The sequence below is a fragment of the Pedobacter sp. ok626 genome (assembly GCF_900100435.1).
Taxonomy (GTDB): Bacteria; Bacteroidota; Bacteroidia; order Sphingobacteriales; family Sphingobacteriaceae; genus Pedobacter.
Genome location: NZ_FNEX01000029.1, coordinates 1 through 23,898, shown reverse-complemented (window position 1 = coordinate 23,898; position 23,898 = coordinate 1). Strand labels below are relative to the sequence as shown.

Below are 23,898 nucleotides of genomic sequence, written 5' to 3'. Positions count from 1 at the left end.
TATAATATAAATAATGAAAAAATACCTGACTCTCTTTTTGTGCTTCATGCTTGCAAAGGCTGCCAATGCTGATTCTTCCTTTTTACCGGGATTAGGATTTACCAAATTATATGAAAATGACAGTATGATACAGTCTGTTTCAAAAAATGGAATGGCTGAAGCTTCCTTTATTAATTACCTCAGTTCCGATCATAGTCTTGGTGAAAAAGCAACATTGATTTCTGCTCTGGCCAGCTATTTTGAATGGAAAGATGATGCCGCTGAGGAATACTTTACCACTTACAAAAAAAAGTATCAACAGTTCATCGAAGGCAAATACAAAACAACAATTGAAGATCCTAAAGTGCCAGCAGAGACACGCTTGCTCTATTGCCTGCTGACAGACTTTGGAAGTTCCGATCCGTCGAAAGAAAAATACAAGGCCCTGGCCATTGAATTACCTAAAAGCCTTACTGCACAATCGGTTATGGTTATCGCTTATGCATATGATATTCTATATAACGACAAAAAGCAATATCTGCTCCTCCGGGATCTGGAGGAGAATTATGTAAAGCCTTACCGAACAACTTATGCCCAGCTTAATGGAGATATTCCCCTTGGTGTGGCGGAGGATTGTGTGTTTGATTTCCTGCCTTATACCCAAAATTGCGAGGGTAAACTTCCCTGCTTGTGCGATATCAGTAACAAAGAAGAATTGCCTGGCTGCCTGAGCGAGCTTAGCAAAAACTACCTGAACAAAATAGAAAACAAAGAGAGCCTCCCGCAAATGACTACAAGAAGCGATTGGGATGAGCTGAAACCTTTGGCAATGGAATGGATCAAAGCGGAAGAAGTAGTCATCGATGGTTTGAAACTTACCGCATTTGAAAAAGAAGCATTACGCTTTCTTCTTATTTCACAAACATATAACCTTTTGTGCAACTATAACGCGTTAGCCTCTTATTCCGCTTATGGCTTTAACGATAAAATTAAAGAACATGCGGCTACCTGTAAAAACCAGGCCGATTGTATATTAACGAAAATAGAGCTGGAGCAAAAGATCGCAATACAGAAAGCAGGAACAAAGGCGGATGAGCTGGTAAAATCCAAGGAACAGCAAATGCGTTTTTCGCAATCACTATCCAAAAGCACGGGCGAAGATGTTGGTGCTTCCGCTGTCAGTAGTACCGGAGATGTCGGTGTCTATTTTGAAGACGATGTATTGCAGCTTCGCACCATTCTCTATTATTATATGCTGCATGCCGATAAGATAATGGAAATCTATTAGAGATATAATATCCGTTATTCTTCTATATAATGTAGTGTTATCTTGATCATTGTACTTTAATGCCCATTTTTGGAATATCATCCGTAATGAGAGAACTAAAGAATCTTATGGGCCTTCTGGAGTGTCTTGCCTAGTTTGTCTTTTAATCTTGTGCTGACTCCCTCAATTACTTTGATGTCTACGTAAATAGGGTAATTTGAGGTTGCTGGGTTGTTTTTTGCTCCCTCAGTTATCTCTGAGCTTGTCGAAACATTATTTTCTGGAAGAAATCCAGGATGTATCTTGAGGGTAACTTGAAAATAACTGCGTTCATCGTCTGTCTCAAAATCGGGATCTGGTGAACCATTTTGCTGCATTGCTTTTTTTATCATGGGGATGCCGGTAGCTTTACCTTCTGTTAGATCCAATTCTTTAAGAAAATCCCCCCAATTTTGGAATGATCTAATAAGGATCAATATCTATCATTTGATCGTGCGGGTAGCAGTAAGCCCAATATTCGTCGGGTTCGGCAGATATTACAACGGGGTGATGGGTATGCGCGGCATGTTTAGAAGCATGTTGGTTAGGCGACGAATCGCAGCATAAAACAGCTCCGCAGGTTTGGCATGCCCGCAGATGCAGCCATGTGCTCTCTGTTTTTATGCATTCTTCACAATAATATTTGTCGGCTGGCTTAACTATCAATAGTTTAAGGTGTTTACAGATTTGAGTTTCCATTTTTTAATAGTTTTTGGTTAAATAACGATGTACAAAAGTTACGGCCATGGCGCCCTCGCCAACGGCAGAGGCTACCCGTTTAATGGAGTTATGCCTGACATCGCCGGCAGCAAAGCAGCCAGGGACGCTGGTTTCTAAAAAGGCTGGTGTAAATGAATTGGACCATTTGCTTTTGAAGGATGGTTCATACAGATCTGTACCCGTCACCAGGTAACCGGCTTCGTCGCGAACGATAGCTGTATCCTTCGCCCATGTCGTATTGGGTTTACCACCTATACATACAAAAACAAAGCGGGTTGAATAGTTTGTTATGGTATGGTTTAAATGATCTGTTATGTTGATTTCGTTTAATGTGCCGGTACCACTCAAAGCGGTGATATTGGAGTTAAACAGTACCTCGATGTTCTTATTGTTTTGAATACGATTAAGCAGGTAAAACGACAAGGTAGAGGCCAGGTCGCTGCCGCGGACAACCAGCGTTACCTTTTTAGCGTACCTGCAAAAATTAAGCGCTGCCTGCCCGGCAGAGTTACCTCCGCCAACAATAAAGACATGCTCATCGGTGCAAAGCAGTACCTCGCTGGAACCAGCACCATAATAGACACCTTTATCAAGGTAGCGGTTTTCATCCGGCAGATCAAGGCGGCTATATTCTACCCCGGTTGCCGAAATATTGGCCCGGGCAATAATTTTGCTGCCATCAACCAGGTCGACATGGAGTTTATTAGCGATAAATTTGGCGTTGACCCCTCTACGCATGAGCAGTATTTCCACACCAAACTTTACGGCCTGCTGCCGGGCACGTTCAGCTAATTCTGCGCCACTTAAGCCGTTAGGGAAGCCAAGGTAATTTTCGATAAGTGAGCTGGTACCGGCCTGGCCGCCGATCGCTTCGCGTTCCACCAAAACTGTACGCAGGCCTTCCGATGCGGCATAAACTGCGGCGCTAAGCCCGGCAGGGCCACCGCCGAAGATCGATACATCGTATTCTGTATGTTTAGGTTTACTGATCCATCCCAGACTAAAAGCGATCGATTCGATAGAAGGATCGAATAACAGTTTACCGCCTGGTAATTCAACCACCGGTAAATTTGCATATTCAGGTATCGGAGCCGTTATTAGGTGCTGCAAAGCGTTGATGTCGGGTACGGGTATCCAATCAAAAGCCGCCACACTGCGTTTTAGGAAATCGCGAATAATGTAAGCCTCGCTGGATTCCATGGTGCCGTAAACCTTTACGGTATTTAACACTGCTTTAGTTCTTTCCATAGCTTTACAATTTAAAAGGCTCTTTTATACTGAAAAGGAATTTCAACATTTGCCCCCAGTATTTTAGCGGCATGCATCGGGAAATAAGGATCTCTTAAAAATTCGCGTGCCACGATGGCCAGGTCGGCTTTTCCGGATGCGATGATCTCATCTGCTTGCGCAGCTTCGGTGATTGCACCAACAGCACCAGACAGGATGCCGGTCTCGGCTTTGATCTTTTCGGCAAAGCGAACCTGGTACGAGGGATAAACCCTTGCTTTATCTAGAATCACGAAACCTCCTGCTGAAGCAGTGATCAGGTCTACACCTATTTGTTTCAATATACCGGCCAAAACAATGCTGTCTTCTATTTTCCAGGCTCTTTCGTCTTCCATGATAAGCCCTGCGCCCCCCACGGCGCGGCTGCCTAAATGTACTATATGCCAGTGCCCAACTTTGCCGTTAACGGCACTGAATTGCTTCATCGGCGATACGACGATCCTGTTTTTTAAGGCCATGCCCCGGATTCTAAGAGGACTGAATAAATTGATATTTGCCATGATTTTCGCCTTAATTTTTGTAATTTTCAATAGTGTCGATATCGCGAATCCCGGCTTTGTCGGGGTTTTTATGCGCATCGCGCAAAGCTCTTCTTTGACTAAGCAAATCCCAATATTGATCAAGCTCCAATTTTATTTTATGCAGTTGCTGCACGTCATCGTCCGTTATATTCTCGTTACCCCACAGTTTCTCTTCTTTTTCTGTCAGGGCTTTAATGTGGTTTAATACTTGATTGTCTTCCATGATGATTAATATTTGTTGTTAATTTAATTATTGTCCTAATCCGCTCCCTTTTGCCAATCGTCTTCCGTAACTAATAAGTTCGGCAGCATGATGTAGTTGCATAGTATTCCACCGTTGTAAGGCACTTGCTAGGGTGGAATGGTCTGTCAATACAGCAGCGAGTGCTGCAGCATCTTCATACGCTTTAGCAGTTCCAGACGCAGTATGCGGCCTTACTAATGATGCTGCATCTCCAAGTATGACAACCCGGCCCTGATACATTTTTGGAACTGCCATATCAACAATTACCTGCACAAAAGGGTTTTGGGTTTGTTGTACCCTTGCCGATAGTATCTCGGGCAATTCAATTTGGGCTCTGGTTTTTAATTCAGCGATATTTGCATCACGTAAGAACGTTGCGGGTACACTATATTGCCGCTCAACGCCATTTTTATCAATCATCAAGTCTTTAAGTTGGGCCTGAGTTTTGTTTAGGTACCAAACCCAGTTTAATTGCCGCCTGCCTTTGCCCAGTTCGCCATGATTGCCCGGCACAAGATAAGCCAGTAAATGAGAATTACTGTAGGGGTACAAAGTAAACTTATTGGCAAAAAAATCAATTTCCTCTGCTGTCAATTCGTCTTCGGGTATCAGGCCGCGATAAGCAACATAACCCGCGTATAGGGGGGCTATGTCGGGGAAAAGATGCTGACGCACTACCGAATTATATCCATCGGCGCCAATAAGCAAATCAGTTTCAATTTGGCTGCCATCGGCAAAAGTGCCGTTTACAATTTTGCCTGTTTGCTGCAAATTTACCAACTGATGATTGTAGTGGTAGTTTGCCGCCGGAAAATAAGCCTTTAATTGTTGCCAAAGATAATTCCATGATGTAAATGAAGTGTCGTTGTCATAGCTGTAGGCCGGATATCCCTGGCCATTCAGGATTTGCCTTTGCGCAGCTGGAACACCAAACAGCTGGTGGCTGGATATGCCTTGATGTATCATATAATTCATTAATTCAGCTTGTACAACCAGCCCCGCGCCCCGGCCTTGCATTGCTGTTGCTGACCGTTCATAAATATCTACCTGATGTCCGGTTTTTTGCATGGCGATGCCTGTTAACAACCCACCGATAGACCCGCCGATGATGGATACTTTCATAACTATTTTAAAAAATTTGTTTGCAATGTTTCTAAAACCTCGGTACCGTTGCCTAAAAGCGCCTGGCGGACCATATAGATTCCAAATCCTTTTGCTTCTTCAAAATTAATCTGCGGCGGCATGGCCAGTTCTGTTGGGTTGGTTAACACATCTATCAAAACCGGTCCTTTGTGCGCCAAAGCCTTTGCTACCGCAGCCGGTAAATCTTCTGAATTTTCTACGCGTATACCCATTATGCCAATTGCCTCTGCCATTTTTGCGAAATCGGGGTTTTTAAGTTCGGTACCGAACGGCGGCATACCTATTACCTTCATTTCCATGGCTACAAATCCTAATGAACCATTGTTATAAATGATCAGTTTTACCGGCAGATCATATTGGTAAATGGTCAGGATATCGCCCATCATCATTGCAAAACCGCCATCGCCCGATAAGGAGATCACCTGCCTTTCGGGAAATGCCAGTTGTGCACCAATTGCCTGGGGCATTGCACTAGCCATAGAACCGTGGCTAAATGAACCGATCAGCCTTCTGTTTTTTTTCATTTGCAGATACCTCGCCGCCCAAACGGTCGGTGTGCCTACATCGGCGGTAAATATGGCATCTGGTTCTGCTTGATCGCTTAAAACTTTAGTGAGGTATTCGGGGTGTATCAATTTCCCTGTTTCACCTGCGGCGCGTTTATCAAGGTTTTGGCGATTTTGCCGATAGCGTTCCTGGCAATCTTTCAGGAATACGCTATCCGTTTTTGCAATCACCATTGGTAATAAAGCTTTGATGGTTTCACTTACATCGCCCGTAAGCCCCAAATCCAGTTTGCACCGCCTGCCCAAGCGTTCGGGCCGAATATCAAGCTGGACAATTTTTGCACCATCGGGGTACCATTCCTTGTAGGGGAAGTCAGTACCCAGCATCAGCAGCAGATCACAGGTTTTCACCGCATGATTACCGGATGCCATGCCGATCAGGCCGGTCATGCCAACATCGTATGGATTATCATATTGAACATGCTCCTTCCCGCGAAGCGCATGCACCATAGGCGAAGACAGCAGGCCGGCCAGGGCAATTAATTCGTCGTGAGCCCCGGCGCAACCAGCCCCACAGAGCAGTGTGATCTTTTCAGCCTGGCTAATGAGCTTTGCCAGTACATTAAGGTCGGTATCTGATGGACGGGTAAGCGGGCGGTTTAAAAATAATGGATGTTCCAGTTCATCGTTGTTGACTGCCTGCATAGCCACATCTCCGGATAAGCTCACTACCGATACACCTTTCATGCTAATTGCTGTTTGAATAGCGATCTGCAATACCCTGGGCATTTGTTTTCCAGAAGTAATAGTTTCGCAATAATAACTGCATTCGCGGAATAACGCCTCCGGCCTGGTTTCCTGAAAATAGCTGGTGCCTATCTGCTCGCTGGGGATCTGTGCCGCAATAGCTAACACGGGCGCATTACTGCGATGTGCATCATATAAACCGTTGATCAGGTGCATATTGCCCGGGCCACAGCTGCCCGCGCAAACTGCTAATCTGCCGGTCAATTGCGCTTCTGCACCCGCAGCAAATGCTGCCGCCTCCTCATGACGGTAGTGGATCCATTTTATTTTACCTGATTTGCGCAGTTCATTGGTAATTCCATTGAGCGAATCGCCCACTACGCCATGTATATGTTTTACACCGGCGTGTTCTAGTATCTCTACTAATTTTGATGCTATGGTTTTAGACATAATGATTTAACTTTAAAAGGTGTGTATAATTAGGCATATGCTGTCATGTTGTTTCATAGTTAAAAACAACTACTACTGAAGGCGGATTGATATTTATTCAAATTTTGGGGGCTGGCTATAATTACTAAATAATGCCTTGATTGGGCAGGACATAACTGCTAAACGCACATGAGCCGGATTTTTAGTTCGGTTATTTTTTTTATGGACAAAAGAAATGTAAGGAGGTAATGCTAATGTTTTCATGGCGATCGTGTTTTAGTGTTTTTTTATTATATCCTAAAATTAGGGTCCTTATTAAAACGCCATGGATGATTTTCGTTGAACAAGGAAATAGTGTCGTTGAAACCAATTAATGGCCTGTTAGGCTAAAATCATAGCGGCTGTAGCTTGGTTTCCTGCTTTAATTGGTATCATAGCATTTAGCGATAGTATTTGCCCGTTCGCCGAATAACGATAACCCATTGCTATGGTATCGTTTAGTTTAGCACAGCAAAATATCAAATAACAATAGCCATGCAAACACAACGTCGCCAAAACAGCCTTTCTCCGGGTTATTTACCTAATGGATCAATCGGAAACTTTAATTACTCTTCTGCAAAGGGTGGTGTCACAGCCAATGGAGCTATCGCTAATACATTTTAAACTCAAACTGTCATGAAAAATAAAACTAAGCTCCATGCATTTTCATTTTTTTTAATTGGCATTCTGCCGCTGTTAATGAGCTGCAATACTTCCAGAAAAGCGTCCCAGTTTCGTCTGATCATGAAGGATGATTATTGTGTGTCAAATATCAATGCTGGTTTTAGAGAAATTGAACCATCTTTTACTAATCCAGATTCGCTATTGAAAGATGATTCGTTACTAAGTAACAGATTTTCAAAAAATGAAATCCTGGTAGCTAACGCTACTGGGATAGTACCCGTTATTAAACAGCTGTTGATCACTCAAAGCGATAGGTCCGCCGGAGCAATGGCTAAGCGATTGGAACAACGACAGCGCCTTACTGAAAAGGTATTGAGGGTGAAATCGGTTTTTGATGCACTGCAGTCTGAGCTTAGTTGTGAAGCTGAAAGGACAAAAAGGGCCACCGTTTTTCTGGACGGTTACAAATCAAAGAGAGCGAATAATTTAACCATAGCTGCCATATTTGCCGGCTCGGCAACCGCAGTGGCGCCTGTTTTTGTAAAAAGCAGTACACCACAAAATATAATTGTAATTGGAGGGGCAATAGTATCGGCCTACTTGGGTGCCAAGCTCCTGCAAACCGGGCACAACAAAGTAGATTTTACATATGAAAGAAATCTGATTTCAGATATCTGGACCGAGCCACCAGTGTCCAGTCAATACCCGGAATTTATATGGCAACTCATGAACAGGAAAGAACTCAACATAGGCAATAGCAACCTATCTATACAGCAAAATATCAAAAAAAGATGGTCGGATATTGAGTTGAATGGAGCCGATAACCGCATGCTTGATCTGCTCTTTAATAAGGGTGGCAGTTACTCCGAGGACGATTTACAAACCCGTTCTGTATTATTGGGCCAATTAGAAAAATCGGTAAGCTTATTAAGTTCGAATGTTCAATCTTATCTTTTGTTAATTCAGAGCAAGCTAAATGCTCAAAATGAGGGTGCAAAATAATTCACGCAGCTTAGTTTGTTCCGGAGCAAATATTACTTTAAATCTCATTAGTTATTGGAGTTGAGAAATTCGGTTTCCTGATTTCAAGGCAATGAATTGGATTACAAAGAAATTATCTCTCTTTTCAAAGTCAGGTTCAAGAACTACAAAATATTATCACTGACAATCCCGATCAAACTGAACGATTTGGATTGTCAATATATAATCGTGGCAATATGTTATTGAAACTTCATTTATGGAATACTTATAGGAAAATCATCATGAGTAAAACTAGAACTTACTTAATGAAAAGAAACCTACTTGCCATTTTCCTAACTTTTATTACTTTAGCCGGATCCGCACAACATTTAATCAAAGGAAAAGTAATCGACGAGGACAATCAGCCCGTAATTTCTGCCAGCATCCTTCTGCAGAAAAAATCAGAAAAATCCATTGTACAAACCAGCATCACAGATAGCATCGGTGTCTTCCTGCTGAATCCAAAGCAAACCTTACAACATCAACTGGTCATTAGTGCCATAGGCTTTGAATCTACGTTTGTAGATTTACCTGATGCCCTTCATCAGGATACCATTTTGCTTGTGAGGTTAACCAGACAGGGCAAGCAATTGAAGGAGGTCAATATTTATATGAAGGCGCCACTCATCGTCCGTAAAACAGACCGGATTTTATTCAATGTAGAAAATAGCCTGTCTGCCATTGGCGGAGATGGGATTGATGCACTGAGCAAGGCACCCGGGGTTCGCATCAATGATAATGGTATCAATATCGTCGGAAAGAACAGCATTAAAATCATGGTAAATGATAAATTGATCCAGCTTTCGGGTGTTGATCTGATCAGCTATGTGAAGTCAATTCCCTCTGGCAACATCAAAAGAATTGAAATCATCACCAATCCTTCGGCACGTTATGAAGCAGACGGAAACTCAGGCCTGATCAATATTGTATTAAAGCAGAATGGCGAGCAGGGCTTCAACGGCATGATCAATACTGGTGGTATTATAGCCAGCAGATACACCGCCGGCCTAACAGGGATCTTCAATTATAATCAGGGGAAGCTTCACCTCAGCAGTAACCTAAGTGGTGTTTATTTGAAAATAGAATCTAAGTCTTTTTCTGCTTTTTCTGGCCCAAAAAGCTTATGGGAGCGGCAGCTGGATGAGCTAACAACTGGAAAAGGAGGAAGAGGAGATATCAGGGTGGATTACGATTTAACCGCAAACACAATAATAGGCGTAAAATACATGGAGGGTGCACGTCATTACACGATTGATTCGAAGGAGAATGGCGCATTCTACGCCACAGGCCGGCTTTTAGATTCCACATTAGTGCTTACTGGCAAAGATAAATTGAAGTATACGCTGAGAAACTTTGAATTCTATCTGGATCATAAAATTGATACCTCAGGAAAAAAGATAGAATTTACTTCCAATTATTTTAAATACGGAACCATTGATAACAATCATTTCCAAAGTAAGAGTTATTTGCCTGAGCTGGAATTGTTAAATAATTACCAGCCTGTTGGTTTAGCTCAGGATGAACGCTTTGACATCTTTTCCAGCAAATTAGACCTCAGCTTACCCTATAAATTCGCCAGTCTGGAGTTGGGGGCCAAAATCTCAAATATCAAAAGTAAAAACGACCTGGTCTATGAGCCTAGCTCAGATGCGATTGTGCGCAACAATAACCTATTCGACTATAAAGAAAACACACAGTCGCTGTATGCAACGGCAGATAAGAATTTCAACAAATGGAGCATGAAATTGGGTTTAAGAATGGAGATGACCCAGACTACCGGAAGTTCCTCTTTGCAAACATCCGCAAACAAAAACGATTATGTCCAGTTGTTTCCTACTTTTTATCTGAAGCATAGCCCGAATGAAAACAATGCTTTTTCCTTTACTTACGGCAGGAGAATTAACCGGCCAGATTACAGCTTGTTGAATCCAGCCAGACTTTATAGCGCCATTAACGTCTACGAGGAAGGAAATCCGTTCCTGAAACCATCCTTTAGCAATAATTTCGAGTTAAATTACAATTATAAGGATTGGTTGAGTACTTCTGTTTACTCCAATTTTGTTTCCAATGGATTTAGCACCCTTGACTTTTTCGACCCGGAAAGTAACATTCAATCCCGTGTGCAACGGAATTATGCAAATTCAGTAACCACCGGCCTGAGTGAAACACTGACCATCAATAAAATAAGCTGGTGGGAAAACAACAATCAGTTTAATGTTTATGTGGAAAGGTCTAAATCAAACGGGGCAATTGCAGAAGGAACGTTAAAACAATGGAGCGGTTATGTCTCAACGGATAATACTTTTACCCTCAACACAAAGAAAACGTTAATGGCGAATGCTACATTTTGGTATCAGTTTCCTGAAGTAGCTAACCGATTGATCAGTTCGGCTTATTATGCAACTGATTTAAGTTTAAGAGCGATGTTTATGGACAGAAAATTAACTTTTTCCCTCAATTCATCTGATATTTTTAAAACCAGTCAGCGGAAATATAAGGGCATTGTCAATGGTGTGCATCAGTTCAATACAGCATATAAAGATAATAGAAAAACAATGATCAGCATTCTTTACCGTTTTGGAAACAGCAAAGGAAATAAAGCGTCAAGAAATACCGATGATACAGAAACCAACCGGATCAAGCAGGGAATTTAATTGTTGGAGATAAAATTAACGCAAGAGACTGGTCAATTTCAATAATTGACCAGCCTCTTGCTAAGTTTAGCCTGCTTCGGAGGTAATAGCGTTAGGACATAGATTCACGAATGAATTTATAGAAGATTTGCGTCGTTTAGCTAGATTAAACAAACTTGAAGATTAATTTGTATTTGTTTCGCACTTGGATTTGGGACATCGAACTACCTAGATAAAAGTTCTTCAATAGCTTTTTTAGGCAGATTGAAAATACCCGCAAAAAGGCATCGAACGGTTTGCAAGGAGCATCGCCAAAAGTGTGCATCAGGCCTGATGTACACTTTTCGGTCGTTCAAAATCCTGATAAAACTATTCTACTGACCTGAGTCGCGATACCTTTTCCATATATCTGCATAATACTGTTCATACTCTGCATATACAACTGACAGCTTCGTGGGCATTGTTTGGACTATTGCGGCCATTTTTTTTGCATTTTCGCCTAATAGTAATGCTTCGCAGTATGAAACATTCAAGGCGTTATTTAAGGAGTCACTCATAAGATCAATCCTCGATTCAAGGAAATCAAAACATTTAGTTATTTCCGGGATATTGTTTTCCACTATCAGCTTATTAGTGTACCTCGCAAACACTTCCATACGCATATGAACCATATAGATATCTTCCTCCTCAATATCTATTTTTAGAATTGGAAATGATTTCACCAAATCCTCAAAAAAATCTTCGTCGCTCATTGCTGATTATTAAAGAAGCAAATTAATGATTAATATGAATATCTCGGCAAAATTTGTTCTCCTCTGGCGTCACTAGAATAGATTGCCAAGTATGCGAAACTTATTAAAATACCTGTCGAAAATCCCAAAATCCTGTACAAATCTGCCCCTCGCATACGCATCGCGTGTGCGGGGTTTCGATAGTTTTATTTTGCAACAACAGAAAAATTTTAGGTTAATTAAAGGCCCTTGTAAATAAAAAAGAGTCCATCTTTCGATGAGCTTCTGATCAGTAGCGGTTACTGGGCAACTTTCGAATTATTTCTTGTCTCATTTGCAGGAATTGGCTAAAGTGGCAAGCTATGTTAAAATTTAATATCTACGCGAACAGCTAGTGTTGATCTATTTAACTGGAAATATTCTGAACCAAAATAAAATATTCGCTTTTTAGCTGTAAGTTTAAATACCCACAAGATAGGAATGGAAATAAAATTAGAAACAGATAAAGGATGGACCGAAGCAATTATATACAATGATTGTGACTTTGAAAAATTTTATAGGGTTGCAGATCTTTTAGTAAATCATTTTAATCTAGAATTTTCAAACAAACTTAAAGATACTGACACGTTCTACTGGGATTTTAGATACAACAACAGTGAACTTGTTTTGCATTATAATATCTATATAGGTATTTCAATATTCCCCAAAGCCTTTAAAGTAGCTACCGAGATAGACAACATATCTGTTATAGAGCTCTCCGCTTTACTTTTTAAAAAACTTATAGACCTCGATTGGTCAGATTTCGAAAATGGGTGGACAATTGGAAAAAAGGGTTCAGAAAATGGAACAATTTTGATTGATATGGAACATTCGAGGGGAGCAAGAGTGACATTGGAAAAAGATTGTAGCAATATTCCATTTGCCATTACCCTTGGAATTTATGGACTAATGTTTCATACACATTTTGAAAGTCATTTGGAAATAGCTAAAGAATATATTATTACATCGAAGTTTAGAATTAATAAAATCTTTAACCTTTATGATGTTCCTGAGGAGGAACGAAATGAATTTTGGCAATCAAAACACGACAGACAAATCAATGAACTTACCGAAATGACAGATACAACAATCTCCCAAGAAAAACCAGCAGCTAACAGCACCTTACCAAAGGTAGGACGTTCATGGTGGCAGAAGCTATTTGGCACCCTATAAATATTTATCCCAGCTTGACAGATGGTTCCCAGCTATCCGTAGCTTCCCGTAGGAATTCTACGGACATACCAATAGAAAAGAGTCTCTGATTCGATTTAGATAAAATGAAATAGCTTCAAACAAAAAAAGCCCATCTTTCGATGAGCTTTTAATCAGTAGCGGGGAGCAGAATCGAACTGCCGACCTCAGGGTTATGAATCCTGCGCTCTAACCATCTGAGCTACCCCGCCGGGTTTTTATATAATACAAATGTATTATCTGTATTTTTTAGAGCTGCAAATATAGGAGAATGATTTCAAATAATAAAAAAAAATCTGTAATAAGCTTTAAGAAAGTGGTTTCGTTGTGATAATGAGCTAGTTATTTTACTTTGTGCTGCTGAAAGATATAATTAATGATGATAATATATTATAAGCTATGCACTACACAGGACAAAAGATTGAAAGCAGGATGAGCAAACTCCCGTTTTATGTTCAGTATATATTCATTTTTCTTATATTTACGTTCACAGCGGTAAAACAGCCGCGCAAAAAAATCAGATTTCTTTCGGAACGACTTGAGGCTTGCAGGAACCCTGTGCCGTGGCTCTTTACATAGTCGTTATTGCCTCGACTTTGGTTCGTCTCTCGTTCGTCTTTGTTCGGTAAAAATCCAACTGCAAGTAGACTACCAGAAGACTACCAGTAAAGGCCTATTAGTAAGTGCTATCCAGGCTGCGAAAGCACCGCTGAAAATTTGAAAAAATTATTTTCTAAATGTGGAATAAGTCTTTGATTGTCTATCTACCTGCATTCGGTCTGAGTATTAACAAAGATAAATCACTTAAATTTTAATTAGTGTTCAGCGGATGTAGATCTGTTAATATACTTCAGGACTTGCGTTCTAGCCATTTTGACTTGCATTATAGCGCATTTATTCATTAAAAAACAGGTGCGATTTTCTAAAGAGTTGCAACTATAGAAAAATTTACTTTCCTTTAGAAAATGTTAAAAATTATCTAACAAATCAGAAAGTAAGCGTTTAACGATGTCAGAAAAGAAAAAATTTACCCTAGAATATGAATTGAGATCGTCTCCACGTATTTTATTTAGCTTTATTAGCGAGCCAAATGGCCTGTCCCAATGGTTTGCGGATGATGTTGTATTCCGCGATCAAACATATACCTTCACATGGGATGATGAGATACAAAAAGCGAAATTGCTTAGTATAAAGGAAAACAAACTCGTTAAATTTAAATGGATTGATGACGACCCACATTGCTATTTCGAAATGGAAATTGTTCAGGACGAATTAACCAATGATGTAGCCCTTTCGATAACGGATTTTGCTACTGAAGATACCATGGCCGAGCGTACATTGATTTGGGATAATCAGATAAACTACCTGCATAGCGTATTAGGTGCTTAATTTTTCGTTGGCTTTGCCTACATTTGTACATTGAAAAAGATTCATTTACTACTTGTCAAAGCATTTATAAAGCCATTCTTCGTCACTTTTTTTATAGTGATGTTTATACTGTTAATGCTTTTTTTGTTTAAGTATGTCGACGAACTAATCGGAAAAGGATTTGAGTGGTACGTTATACTTGAGCTGATGTATTATGCCTCTGCGGCTAATGTTTCCATGGCACTTCCACTTTCGATACTGCTGTCATCCATCATGACATTCGGTACTTTAGGAGAGAATTATGAATTGGTAGCCATCAAATCTGCCGGTATCTCTTTGCAAAAGGCCATGATGCCTTTGTTGGTCGTGATTATTTTCCTGGCCATCAGTTCCTTCATTTTTTCAGATTACATGCTGCCTAAGGCAAATTTAAAGTTTGGTTCCTTGCTTTGGGACATTAGGAACAAGAAACTGTCTTTCTTAATTAAGGAGGGTGTATTTAACAATAGTATTCCGGGATATTCCATTAGGGTCGACAAAAAGAATGATGATGGAGAGTTGCATAACGTAATGATCTATGATCATACCGGGAACAATGGGATAGCTAAAATCATTATTGCCAAAGAAGGCAGGATGTCCAAAGATGATAACCACTTGGTATTGAATCTCCATGATGGCGTAAGGTATGAAGAGTCTAGTGGGAAAAGTTCATCTTTTAATCCAAGGCAAGAGTTAACGAGGATGCGCTTTAAGGAAACAGATCAAAAGTTCGATATCTCTAGTTTTAAGATGAATAGGACGGATGAAGAAGGTTTTAGGGGCAATACACAGATGCTCAATTTAAAAGGGCTATCTAAAAAGAAAGATTCTTTATCCCGCGAACTAGATAGTATAAATAAGTTCGCCGCTTTAAACCTAAGTAGTTATTACAAACAAAATAATTATACAAAAGGATATACAAAGGTAATTGAGAAAGCAAAGAGTGTAGATGCACCCGTTCTAAATGTAGTTCCCAAGAACCAAAAGTTATCGGTTATACAAAGTGCATTAGATCAAGCGAACTCTGTGATGCAAACCACATCTGCAAGAATTGCTGACTATGGTGATCGGACAAGAGCCATTATCAAAGTCGAGATTGAATATCAAAAGAAATTCACACTAGCTTTCTCTTGTCTATTGCTGTTCTTTATTGGGGCTCCTTTAGGGGCAATTATACGAAAAGGTGGGCTTGGTTTACCCGTTGTAGTCGCCATTGTGTTCTTCCTCATTTATCACATCATCGCCACTGTTGCCGAGAAGTCTGCAACCCAAGGATCTTTAACTCCGTTTTTCGGTATGTGGCTGGCTATTATTGTTTTATCTCCTTTAGGCGCTTTCCTGACATATAAAGCAACTGTCGATTCAGCTTTGTTTGATATTAATAATTTCAAGCAGGTATTCATTAAGATTTTTAAAATATTTAAAAGGAAATCACCTTCAAAGGCAGTTTAAGAGGGATGGCAATCCCACAACCCGCTATTCATTACTTATTTATGATATTTTAAGGCGTGAAATTGTGTTGGAAGGTTGTAACTTTGCAGCGTAAATTAATAGATTTTCAAATTGATTTAGGATTTGAGGATTGATATACTTATAAAATGGAAATTAAACTCGATGCAATAGAAGATGCTATTGCGGATATAAAAGCAGGAAAAGTTATTATCGTTGTAGACGATGAGGACAGAGAAAACGAAGGTGATTTCTTAACTGCGGCTGAGAACGCTACCCCAGAAGTTATCAATTTTATGGCTACTTATGGCAGAGGTTTAATCTGTGCTCCATTAACGGAACAAAGATGTGATGAACTTGGTCTGGAGCCTATGGTGGGTAAAAACACTGCTGCTTATGAAACTAATTTTACAGTTTCCGTAGATTTACTTGGCTACGGGTGTACCACAGGGATTTCGGCATCTGATAGATCTAAAACGATTCTTGCATTAATTAACCCTAATATCGATCCTGCTGAGCTTGGAAGACCAGGACACATATTTCCGCTAAGATCTAAAGATGGTGGGGTACTGAGACGCTCAGGTCATACAGAAGCCGCTGTAGACTTAGCTATTCTAGCTGGGATGAAACCCGCTGGTGTGCTTGTGGAGATTTTAAAGGATGATGGTGAAATGGCAAGGCTTCCGGATTTGCTTAAAATCGCAGAAAGACATCAGCTAAGAATCATCTCTATCAAGGATCTTATTGCTTATAGATTAAGTAAAGAAAGCCTGATTAAGGAAGAAGTTACGATTAACTTACCTACGCAATGGGGCGATTTTAACATGACTGCCTATACGCAATTGGATAACAATGCCACTCATTTAGCTATTAGTAAAGGAAAATGGACACCAGATGAGCCGGTATTGGCAAGGGTGCATAGCTCTTGTGTAACTGGTGATATATTTGGGTCATGTCGTTGCGATTGTGGACCACAGCTTCACAAAGCTTTAGAAATGATAGATAAAGAAGGTAAAGGGGTTGTTGTTTACATGAACCAGGAGGGACGTGGAATCGGACTAATCAATAAACTACGTTCATATAACTTACAAGATGCAGGTTTTGATACCGTAGAAGCGAATATAAAATTGGGCTTCAAAGGTGATGAGCGTGATTATGGTGTAGGTGCGCAGATCCTAAGAGCTCAAGGCGTAAGCAAGATGCGATTGATGTCTAACAACCCAACAAAAAGAGCAGGCTTGATCGGATACGGTTTGGAGATTGTAGAGAACATTCCAATTGAAATTGAAAGTAATGTTCACAATGAGCTTTACCTAAAAACAAAACGTGATAAGATGGGACACCAAATCATGAAAGGCTAAGGATTTATTTCCTTTTTAGCTTTTTTTGATCATTTAATATAGCCTCTTTATTATTAGTAGGCTGCTGGACAGCGGAAGGTTTTTTATCATCTTCCGCTGTCTTTTTTTTGTCGGCTAATTTCTTCTTTTTTTCCTCCCTTCGGATTTTTCCAGTTATCTTTTGAAAAAACTCCTTGAAACTATCAAACTGTTGTGTGTAAATTAAGCCAAATGAAGTAACATTGGTGTTTTGATTCTGGGCAAAATTAAAGATGCTTTGTTGAGTGGGTGGTTTGTTTGCAAGTTTACCTACCAAAGTTCCATCTTTTTTAATCAGGGCAAGGACTTCTACTTCACCCCCTACATTTTCGCTGTCAAAGCCAATAGGGGAAAGATCGCTGTTGGTTGTTCTTTTATCCACAATACCCGCATTCAAAATTATCCTGTTTTGGAAAAAACGGAAGGATGCATTCGCTTCACTTAAAGAGCGAATGTTAATGTCAACAAAATCAAGATTTAGTGAGGAAAGCACATTGTTAAATTGATTAAACAATAGCTCTGTCGCAGTACTTGCTACCCCTGAAGATAATTGTTTTCCAAGGCCCTCTTTTCCAGTTCCTGGGGCAAAACTACGTCTGATGATTAAACTTAAGGCTTGTAAATTCCTGTTATTGTCATCATTGAAATAAGTCTGCATTTCCTCTTTAATCGCAGGATTTGAAGGAAAAAAGACATCAAGTTTAATATCCGGCCTTAATAATAAACCACTTAATCCCATCTCAACTTCAACAGGAACTCTATCATTCGGGTTGGGGTTGTCCCTATTCGCAGCAGAATACAAGTCTGTGGTGCTCGCTCTAAGCGCATATATGGCCTTCAAATTGATTTGGGCGAGAGTAGGGTTGCCTGTCCATCTTATCGTGCCACCTTGCCTGATGCTGAATTTTTTGTTAATGACCTCCTGAGCCGTAAAATCAAAGCTGCCAGATTCTATAATATAGTCGCCCGACATCTCAAAGTCGCCTAAGCTGTTAATTTTAAGTGCTAGGTTTTTAGAATTTCCCTTACCACTCAAATTGCCCAGCGAAGTAAATATGTTTGCCGTACTATTTGCATCAACATCAAGTTTTAAGCTCATCGTTAATCCTTCAAAGCTTGTTTGTTTCTTTACGTAGGTAGCGGTGTCTTTACTTACAAAAGTGATAAAATCTTTACTCGAAACGGTTTCGGAACTGTTTAAAGGTAGATTGAAGACTGTTCCTTTTTCAGTTTTTGCATCGATGTCAATATACATCAGATTTGTAGGCCCCTTAAATTTAAATGTCCCTGTTGCGTAAGCCTGGCCAAAGTATAGTGAATTGTCTTTTTCAGTTGTATTTAAGGCCATGAAATTGGTGGCCTCAACATTTACATCGAGTTCTGGGTTATTGATGTTATTCAAATCTACCGTACCATTTGCGATGGCTTCATGCCCATTTACATCTGTCAGTTTAAGGTCCTCAAGCTCAATAACGCTATTGTTCACCGCAACCGCATCCGATATTGTATATCTGGTCTTGAGGTAATTGATTGTCATAGCGGCATGATCCAAAGAAAGGGAACCTTTAATGGCAGGTTTTTCAAAGGGCCCCCTTACAGTGAGGTCGGCGGAGACATTACCTTTTAGATCTGAAACCAGGTGTTTGACAAATGGAGCTAAAATAACCAGTTCAGTCTTGTCGAGTTTTATCCCTAAGTCAATTTCTTTCTTCTCTAGGTCCAGTTTTCCCGTCGCTCTTAAGGTCTCTCTATCAGCCGTAACAATATTGGTAAATATATTCGCCATATTCTTGGCTTTGTCGTAAGAAGAGGTATCCGTTAGACTACCAATATAGGTATCGTTAAAAACCAGAGAGTCTATTTTTAGATTGTCGTGTATTTCGGGCGACTTAAGGATGTTGGCTAGGGTAGTTTGCCCGTTCACATTTCCACTAATTTTAAGCCCAAGCGTCTTCACAAAAGGATTTAAGGTTGTTAAACTAAAATCTTTAAAGCCAAGCAGCAGTAAATCTTTGGGATCACTGGACAGGGTTCCATCCAGTGTAATGAATTGCCTTCCATTGTTGAGATCGAAATTGTTGATTTCGGTTTTGCCGTCTTGAAAGCTTATTCCTACTTTTTCCTGAATCTTCCATTCTTCATTGTTAACTTTTAAAATGGAAGGTAGGATACTTACACGAGCAGTTGTATCTTTAGAGAACTCAATTAGCCCATTCAAATCCAGCTGATTTGCATCATCTTCATTAGAGAGTTTAACGTTTAAGGATAAACTGTCATTTCTTAAAATATTGGAAATATTTACATTTTTGATGTACAAACTATCATTCAAATCTACCCTGTCTGACGTAATAATAGCCTGTAGTTGATTTGTACTTGTGTTTTCGTCGACAATGATGTTATTCACAACTACGCCATTGTATTTTAGCTTCTTGATAAAACCATTAAGTGTCGCTGTATTATTTGGCGAATCAAAATTACCCACAAAAATTGCCTGATCTTCTATTTCTAAGCCTGGTACAAGTAATTGGGCTATAGGTTCAAATCTTTTTATGTTTAAATTGAACTGAAAGATTTGATCCTTGAATTTAACAATATCCGTTTTTAAAGATGGGATGTATCTTTTTGCTAAAGTCTTGTAGTAGGAAGGGAGCGTATTTAAGTCGTACTGACCTTTAATACTAGCATCAAGTATATCGGATTTTATGGCCAAGCTGCGGTCTTTTCCCACACCACTCGCTTGTAGTTCAACAGAGTCAATGTTGTAAATCCCTTTTACATTGTCCAGTTTTATTTCCTGCAGTCGAAGGTGTCCCTGGATGTTATCCAGGTTACTTCCAGAAAAATTGGTGCTAAATACAGCGTCAATTTTCAGCGAATCTTTATATAGTTTAAGGGCCCTCAACTTGGCATTTTTGATGGTTGCTTTAAAATTGAATACTGGTAATTTTGGATTCAGGTTAACCCCGCCATCAAAAATAAGTTGGACGTTTTTGTCGTTAATTTTTAAACTACCATCAAAATATTTCTTGTCAAAAGTTCCATCAATTTTAACGTTCCTATATCTATAATTGTTAAAATCAATGTAGTCGATATCTCCATTTAGTGTTTCTGATAAGTGATTGATCTCTGTTCCCCGCCCTTTTACATATAGTGAAGCCGTAATTCGGCCTAACGTTTTTTCATTAATTAAGCTTCCTAGATTGAAATCATACGTTTTAACATTGCCGGTATAGGACGGGACTCCCTTTTTGTCTATTTTCATGTTGACATCCGATACCGCTCTACCTAATTTGGTTTTGAATTCACCGTAGGCAATAAAGTCATTTTTAAAACCGGTAAAAGATCCGTTGAAATTAATGTTTCCAAATTTATCTATGATTTTAGGGATTACTTTTGCTTTCTTACCGGTTATATCCGTTACGATTTCATCAAGATCAGCTTTATTTGTTCCAGCCATGTCAACTTTCATGTCCATAAAAGTTTCGTTGAGATTGGGCAGTCCTTTTAGCACAAAGTCACCCTTTATGTAGGTTGCTTTACCAGCTTTAACGGTAAGTTTTTTGGCGCGTAGATGATTCACAAAACCGGTAATCTGACCGTCGATGTCGATATCTAAGTTCATCTGATCAAGTTCAGATGTAAAGAAAGAAACGTCGTGTGAGGAAACATGACTATCAACAAAATTGGCCTTCATCCTTATCTTGTTGAAATAGTCATTAAAATCATCAAACGTTTTAAAGCGCATTTGAAAATAATCAGTCAACCTGGTTCTGTTTGTCACCAGCATCAGGTTTTTCAACTCAATGCTATTGGTGTCTACTGTTGTAAGGGCAGTTAAATTTTTAAGGTAAAACCCACTTTTCTCTTTAAAGGTTAGATCCTTTATCTGAGTTTGAAGGATATGTCCCTTAGTATTGAATCCCTCAAAAATACCATTTAGGTTAGTCAAGGCAACATCATCAAAGTTTATCCCTTTCATTATGGTATCCCTTCTGAAGTTCTTGTACTTGAAACTGAAATTATTCAATATAATTCTGTCGAAGGATATTTGGTAGGGTTTTTTCTTCTTTTTAACTGTTTTGGGACCAGAATCGAAGTAGTCTATGATAAAATCCAGGTTAGTTGACCTATCCTTAAACGATTTTAAGAAAAATGACCCTTTGTTGATCTGAACCGTATTGATCGCTATTACCCGCTGTTTTAAGGAGAACTGATTAAGGCTTACAATGAATTTTGGGGTGTTTAATATGGTGTCCTTTTGTTGATCAAGTACTAGTAAATCCTCGATAACGACCGAAGTAAAGGGTTTTATGTAGATGCTACTTAATGATACTGTGGTATTTAATTCGTCTGAGAGGTAAGCAGCGGCTTTTTTGGCCACATAGGTTTGCACCGGCTTAAACTGGAGGGAAAAAATAACGATCGCAACTAGTAAAATTACTGATGCAACAAGCCAAAGAAGTATTTGTAATAGTTTTTTAATAGTTTTGTAGCTTAATTATAAATACTCGTGTCTGTAATACTTGCTATAGAATCTTCTTGCGATGAAACTTCGGTTGCCATATGTAACAACGGCAAAATTACTGCCAATGTTATTGCAAACCAAACAATTCATAAAAATTATGGTGGTGTAATACCTGAGCTTGCCTCAAGGGTACATCAGCAAAATATTGTTCCGGTTATTCAACAAGCATTAACAGATGCTAAAGTTAACAAAAAGGAGCTAAAAGCTATTGCTTTTACCAGAGGGCCAGGTTTATTAGGTTCATTATTGGTTGGCGTATCATTTGCCAAGTCATTTGCATTGGCGCTTGACTTGCCGCTTATATCGGTAAATCATATGCATGCGCATATTCTGGCACATTTTATTGACGATCCGAAGCCTAAATTTCCTTTTCTTTGCCTTACCGTATCGGGTGGACATACACAGATTGTTTTGGTTAAAGACTACTTTAACATGGAAATAGTGGGGGAGACTTTAGATGATGCTGCCGGTGAAGCTTTCGATAAAACAGCAAAAATATTAGGTTTGCCTTATCCAGGTGGGCCATTAGTCGATAAACATGCAAAACAAGGCGATCCAAAAGCTTTTAAATTTGCTGATCCCCAAATCAAAGCATTAGATTATAGTTTTAGTGGGTTAAAAACCTCCATATTATACTTTATCAGGGCACAAGAGAAAGAGAATCCCAATTTTATTGCGGACCATTTAAATGATATTTGCGCATCAGTTCAGCATAGCATTGTGCATATTTTACTGAGTAAACTAAAGAAAGCAGCTCTGCAATACGGAATAAAAGAAATTGCCATTGCTGGTGGAGTTTCTGCGAATAGCGGTTTAAGACAAGGGTTGCAGAGTATGGCTGATCAATTGGGTTGGAATGTTTATATCCCGGCATTTGAGTATTGTACGGATAATGCTGCGATGATTGCCATAGCAGGGTATCATAAGTACCTAAATGGGGATTTTGTAGGGCAAGATGTGGCTCCGCTCTCAAGAATGGAATTTTAAAATAAATAAAGAATTATGAATGCAGCTAGTTATATATTTTTCGGATTATTGTTAATCCCACTGGTAGTTTTCTTGGGTTGGCTTCTTAAAAAAGATAAAGAAAGGAGCTATATAGGAATAGTGGTGCTGATTGCCATGGCTTTGATCGCACTGTTTGCTATTATTAAGTATGATAGCAAGTTCATGGAAACTGGTGAAGGATCGAGAATTAAATCGCAGACACCAAGTTACCGGTAAGAAAAAAGGCTGATAGAACTATCAGCCTTTTTTATGTGCGCCCGGCACGGGCGCAAACTCTAGGGTGGAAGTCCCGAACGCACCTTGATAGTGGGAAGCGTTAACTTAAGGCAAGGGTGTCCTCCGCGAGGAGGAATCTGAAGGAAGCCGGCGGTAAATCTCTGGCCTGACGAACAGGAAGCGAATTAGGCAGTTGGATGTGGGTGAGTTTGCATAACAAAACAAAGCCCTAAACTATCCGAAACATCCTGCTGTACATTCGACAGGTATATGGAGAGAAAGTTTGCGTTCTTACCCGGGGAGGTCTGCCGAGTAGTTGCCGGAGGGGGATGCGCCTCCCGAAGGAACAAGGTTATGTAGTGATACATAACTGCCTCCGCAGAAGTCAGCAGAGGCCATAGTACTTTTTTTTAGAAGGAAGGGCTGAACATTAAATGTCCGAGTAGTACTACCGGAAATGGGACTATCGTAAAGAAAGCAGAAAACTCCGAATGGAGAGCTGCTCTGTAAGGAATATGCTGGAAGCAGAAAGGTAGCAGGGAGCGCTGAGCGATATCTTGAAAGAAAGCAGGAAACAAGGAAACAGAGAAAAAAAAATGCAATTCGACATGTTACTCGAAGAAATTATCAGTAAAAGCAATCTGTATCCGGCTTATGATCGGGTTGTAGGGAACAAAGGAGCTGCCGGAGTGGATAACATCGGTTTTTCAGACTTTTCTGAGCAAGTTAAAACTGAATGGCCATTGATCAAAAGT

The 23,898-nt window shown here is 39.8% G+C and carries 21 protein-coding genes and 1 tRNA gene; 10 read left to right on the top strand and 12 right to left on the bottom strand.

The features are described from left to right. Nucleotides 1-13 precede the first annotated feature (13 nt). Entirely contained in the window at nucleotides 14-1,267 is a 1,254-nt protein-coding gene (locus BLS35_RS26950; RefSeq protein ID WP_132226088.1) for a hypothetical protein, read from the top strand. A 95-nt stretch (nucleotides 1,268-1,362) separates the two neighbouring features. Here BLS35_RS26950 and BLS35_RS26945 read toward each other — a convergent pair whose 3' ends face one another. The 8 genes from BLS35_RS26945 to BLS35_RS28000 form a co-directional block, all read right to left on the bottom strand. Beyond that, the gene (locus tag BLS35_RS26945) at nucleotides 1,363-1,722 is read right to left on the bottom strand and encodes an ATP-binding protein (RefSeq protein ID WP_090787676.1); all 360 of its coding nucleotides are present in this window, start codon (nucleotides 1,720-1,722) and stop codon (nucleotides 1,363-1,365) included. Continuing rightward, nucleotides 1,709-1,984: a UBP-type zinc finger domain-containing protein gene (locus BLS35_RS26940; RefSeq protein WP_090787673.1), complete on the bottom strand. Its 276-nt coding sequence runs from the start codon at nucleotides 1,982-1,984 to the stop codon at nucleotides 1,709-1,711. Before BLS35_RS26940 ends, BLS35_RS26945 begins: the two co-directional genes overlap by 14 nt. 3 nt (nucleotides 1,985-1,987) lie before the next feature. Beyond that, on the bottom strand, nucleotides 1,988-3,253 hold the full coding sequence (locus tag BLS35_RS26935) for an NAD(P)/FAD-dependent oxidoreductase (RefSeq protein ID WP_090787670.1): 1,266 nt from the start codon (nucleotides 3,251-3,253) through the stop codon (nucleotides 1,988-1,990). An 11-nt stretch (nucleotides 3,254-3,264) separates the two neighbouring features. Next, on the bottom strand, nucleotides 3,265-3,792 hold the full coding sequence (locus BLS35_RS26930; protein ID WP_090787668.1) for an oxidoreductase: 528 nt from the start codon (nucleotides 3,790-3,792) through the stop codon (nucleotides 3,265-3,267). A 10-nt stretch (nucleotides 3,793-3,802) separates the two neighbouring features. Next, entirely contained in the window at nucleotides 3,803-4,036 is a 234-nt protein-coding gene (locus BLS35_RS26925; protein ID WP_090787666.1) for a DUF2630 family protein, read from the bottom strand. A 27-nt stretch (nucleotides 4,037-4,063) separates the two neighbouring features. Continuing rightward, complete coding sequence (locus tag BLS35_RS26920) at nucleotides 4,064-5,179, bottom strand: FAD binding domain-containing protein (protein WP_090787663.1); 1,116 nt, start codon at nucleotides 5,177-5,179, stop codon at nucleotides 4,064-4,066. Nucleotides 5,180-5,181: 2 nt separating this feature from the next. Beyond that, nucleotides 5,182-6,903: a ubiquinone-dependent pyruvate dehydrogenase gene (gene poxB, locus BLS35_RS26915; protein ID WP_090787660.1), complete on the bottom strand. Its 1,722-nt coding sequence runs from the start codon at nucleotides 6,901-6,903 to the stop codon at nucleotides 5,182-5,184. A 93-nt stretch (nucleotides 6,904-6,996) separates the two neighbouring features. Beyond that, nucleotides 6,997-7,146, bottom strand: coding sequence for a hypothetical protein (locus BLS35_RS28000; protein ID WP_165973440.1), 150 nt, complete (start codon nucleotides 7,144-7,146; stop codon nucleotides 6,997-6,999). A 270-nt stretch (nucleotides 7,147-7,416) separates the two neighbouring features. Here BLS35_RS28000 and BLS35_RS28315 point away from each other — a divergent pair, with 270 nt between their 5' ends. The 3 genes from BLS35_RS28315 to BLS35_RS26905 all read left to right on the top strand — a co-directional run bounded on the left by BLS35_RS28315 (nucleotide 7,417) and on the right by BLS35_RS26905 (nucleotide 11,219). After that, complete coding sequence (locus BLS35_RS28315) at nucleotides 7,417-7,545, top strand: hypothetical protein (RefSeq protein WP_256375329.1); 129 nt, start codon at nucleotides 7,417-7,419, stop codon at nucleotides 7,543-7,545. Nucleotides 7,546-7,557: 12 nt separating this feature from the next. Beyond that, nucleotides 7,558-8,547, top strand: a complete 990-nt coding sequence (locus tag BLS35_RS26910; RefSeq protein WP_090787657.1) for a hypothetical protein — start codon at nucleotides 7,558-7,560, stop codon at nucleotides 8,545-8,547. Nucleotides 8,548-8,831: 284 nt separating this feature from the next. Next, complete coding sequence (locus BLS35_RS26905; protein ID WP_165973441.1) at nucleotides 8,832-11,219, top strand: outer membrane beta-barrel protein; 2,388 nt, start codon at nucleotides 8,832-8,834, stop codon at nucleotides 11,217-11,219. A 353-nt stretch (nucleotides 11,220-11,572) separates the two neighbouring features. Here BLS35_RS26905 and BLS35_RS26900 read toward each other — a convergent pair whose 3' ends face one another. After that, on the bottom strand, nucleotides 11,573-11,950 hold the full coding sequence (locus tag BLS35_RS26900; protein WP_090787651.1) for a DUF7674 family protein: 378 nt from the start codon (nucleotides 11,948-11,950) through the stop codon (nucleotides 11,573-11,575). Between the two features lie 459 nt (nucleotides 11,951-12,409). Between BLS35_RS26900 and BLS35_RS26895 the strand changes: the two genes are divergently transcribed. Then, a complete protein-coding gene (locus BLS35_RS26895; protein WP_090787648.1) occupies nucleotides 12,410-13,141 on the top strand; it encodes a DUF3630 family protein in 732 nt (243 codons plus the stop codon). Between the two features lie 156 nt (nucleotides 13,142-13,297). Here BLS35_RS26895 and BLS35_RS26890 read toward each other — a convergent pair. Beyond that, nucleotides 13,298-13,371 (bottom strand) — tRNA-Met (locus tag BLS35_RS26890). Nucleotides 13,372-14,167: 796 nt separating this feature from the next. Between BLS35_RS26890 and BLS35_RS26885 the strand changes: the two genes are divergently transcribed. From BLS35_RS26885 to BLS35_RS26875, 3 genes are all read left to right on the top strand, one after another. After that, nucleotides 14,168-14,548, top strand: coding sequence for an START-like domain-containing protein (locus BLS35_RS26885; RefSeq protein WP_090787645.1), 381 nt, complete (start codon nucleotides 14,168-14,170; stop codon nucleotides 14,546-14,548). 30 nt (nucleotides 14,549-14,578) lie between these two features. After that, the gene (locus BLS35_RS26880; protein WP_090787642.1) at nucleotides 14,579-16,018 is read left to right on the top strand and encodes an LptF/LptG family permease; all 1,440 of its coding nucleotides are present in this window, start codon (nucleotides 14,579-14,581) and stop codon (nucleotides 16,016-16,018) included. A 146-nt stretch (nucleotides 16,019-16,164) separates the two neighbouring features. Further along, entirely contained in the window at nucleotides 16,165-17,376 is a 1,212-nt protein-coding gene (locus tag BLS35_RS26875; protein ID WP_090787639.1) for a bifunctional 3,4-dihydroxy-2-butanone-4-phosphate synthase/GTP cyclohydrolase II, read from the top strand. 4 nt (nucleotides 17,377-17,380) lie between these two features. Here the strand turns inward: BLS35_RS26875 and BLS35_RS26870 are convergent, their stop codons facing one another. After that, complete coding sequence (locus BLS35_RS26870; protein WP_254779166.1) at nucleotides 17,381-21,775, bottom strand: translocation/assembly module TamB domain-containing protein; 4,395 nt, start codon at nucleotides 21,773-21,775, stop codon at nucleotides 17,381-17,383. Nucleotides 21,776-21,904: 129 nt separating this feature from the next. On the opposite strand from BLS35_RS26870, the gene tsaD reads away from it, so the two are divergent. Both tsaD and BLS35_RS26860 read left to right on the top strand, forming a co-directional pair. Further along, the gene (gene tsaD / locus BLS35_RS26865) at nucleotides 21,905-22,906 is read left to right on the top strand and encodes a tRNA (adenosine(37)-N6)-threonylcarbamoyltransferase complex transferase subunit TsaD (RefSeq protein WP_090787633.1); all 1,002 of its coding nucleotides are present in this window, start codon (nucleotides 21,905-21,907) and stop codon (nucleotides 22,904-22,906) included. A 15-nt stretch (nucleotides 22,907-22,921) separates the two neighbouring features. Beyond that, nucleotides 22,922-23,143 carry a hypothetical protein gene (locus BLS35_RS26860; protein ID WP_090787630.1) on the top strand — a complete coding sequence of 74 codons (222 nt, stop codon included), beginning with the start codon at nucleotides 22,922-22,924 and terminating at the stop codon, nucleotides 23,141-23,143. A gap of 185 nt (nucleotides 23,144-23,328) precedes the next feature. Here BLS35_RS26860 and BLS35_RS27615 read toward each other — a convergent pair whose 3' ends face one another. Next, nucleotides 23,329-23,511, bottom strand: coding sequence for a hypothetical protein (locus BLS35_RS27615; RefSeq protein ID WP_139205885.1), 183 nt, complete (start codon nucleotides 23,509-23,511; stop codon nucleotides 23,329-23,331). Nucleotides 23,512-23,898 lie beyond the last annotated feature (387 nt).

Coding starts and splice junctions, on each gene's coding strand:
- BLS35_RS26860 (WP_090787630.1), top strand. CDS start 22,922: ATGAATGCAGCTAGTTATATATTTTTCGGATTATTGTTAATCCCACTG.
- BLS35_RS26885 (WP_090787645.1), top strand. CDS start 14,168: ATGTCAGAAAAGAAAAAATTTACCCTAGAATATGAATTGAGATCGTCT.
- BLS35_RS26905 (WP_165973441.1), top strand. CDS start 8,832: ATGAAAAGAAACCTACTTGCCATTTTCCTAACTTTTATTACTTTAGCC.
- BLS35_RS26875 (WP_090787639.1), top strand. CDS start 16,165: ATGGAAATTAAACTCGATGCAATAGAAGATGCTATTGCGGATATAAAA.
- BLS35_RS26920 (WP_090787663.1), bottom strand. CDS start 5,179: ATGAAAGTATCCATCATCGGCGGGTCTATCGGTGGGTTGTTAACAGGC.
- BLS35_RS28315 (WP_256375329.1), top strand. CDS start 7,417: ATGCAAACACAACGTCGCCAAAACAGCCTTTCTCCGGGTTATTTACCT.
- BLS35_RS27615 (WP_139205885.1), bottom strand. CDS start 23,511: ATGTATCACTACATAACCTTGTTCCTTCGGGAGGCGCATCCCCCTCCG.
- BLS35_RS26940 (WP_090787673.1), bottom strand. CDS start 1,984: ATGGAAACTCAAATCTGTAAACACCTTAAACTATTGATAGTTAAGCCA.
- BLS35_RS26910 (WP_090787657.1), top strand. CDS start 7,558: ATGAAAAATAAAACTAAGCTCCATGCATTTTCATTTTTTTTAATTGGC.
- BLS35_RS26950 (WP_132226088.1), top strand. CDS start 14: ATGAAAAAATACCTGACTCTCTTTTTGTGCTTCATGCTTGCAAAGGCT.
- BLS35_RS26900 (WP_090787651.1), bottom strand. CDS start 11,950: ATGAGCGACGAAGATTTTTTTGAGGATTTGGTGAAATCATTTCCAATT.
- BLS35_RS26930 (WP_090787668.1), bottom strand. CDS start 3,792: ATGGCAAATATCAATTTATTCAGTCCTCTTAGAATCCGGGGCATGGCC.
- BLS35_RS26935 (WP_090787670.1), bottom strand. CDS start 3,253: ATGGAAAGAACTAAAGCAGTGTTAAATACCGTAAAGGTTTACGGCACC.
- BLS35_RS28000 (WP_165973440.1), bottom strand. CDS start 7,146: ATGAAAACATTAGCATTACCTCCTTACATTTCTTTTGTCCATAAAAAA.
- BLS35_RS26895 (WP_090787648.1), top strand. CDS start 12,410: ATGGAAATAAAATTAGAAACAGATAAAGGATGGACCGAAGCAATTATA.
- poxB (WP_090787660.1), bottom strand. CDS start 6,903: ATGTCTAAAACCATAGCATCAAAATTAGTAGAGATACTAGAACACGCC.
- BLS35_RS26925 (WP_090787666.1), bottom strand. CDS start 4,036: ATGGAAGACAATCAAGTATTAAACCACATTAAAGCCCTGACAGAAAAA.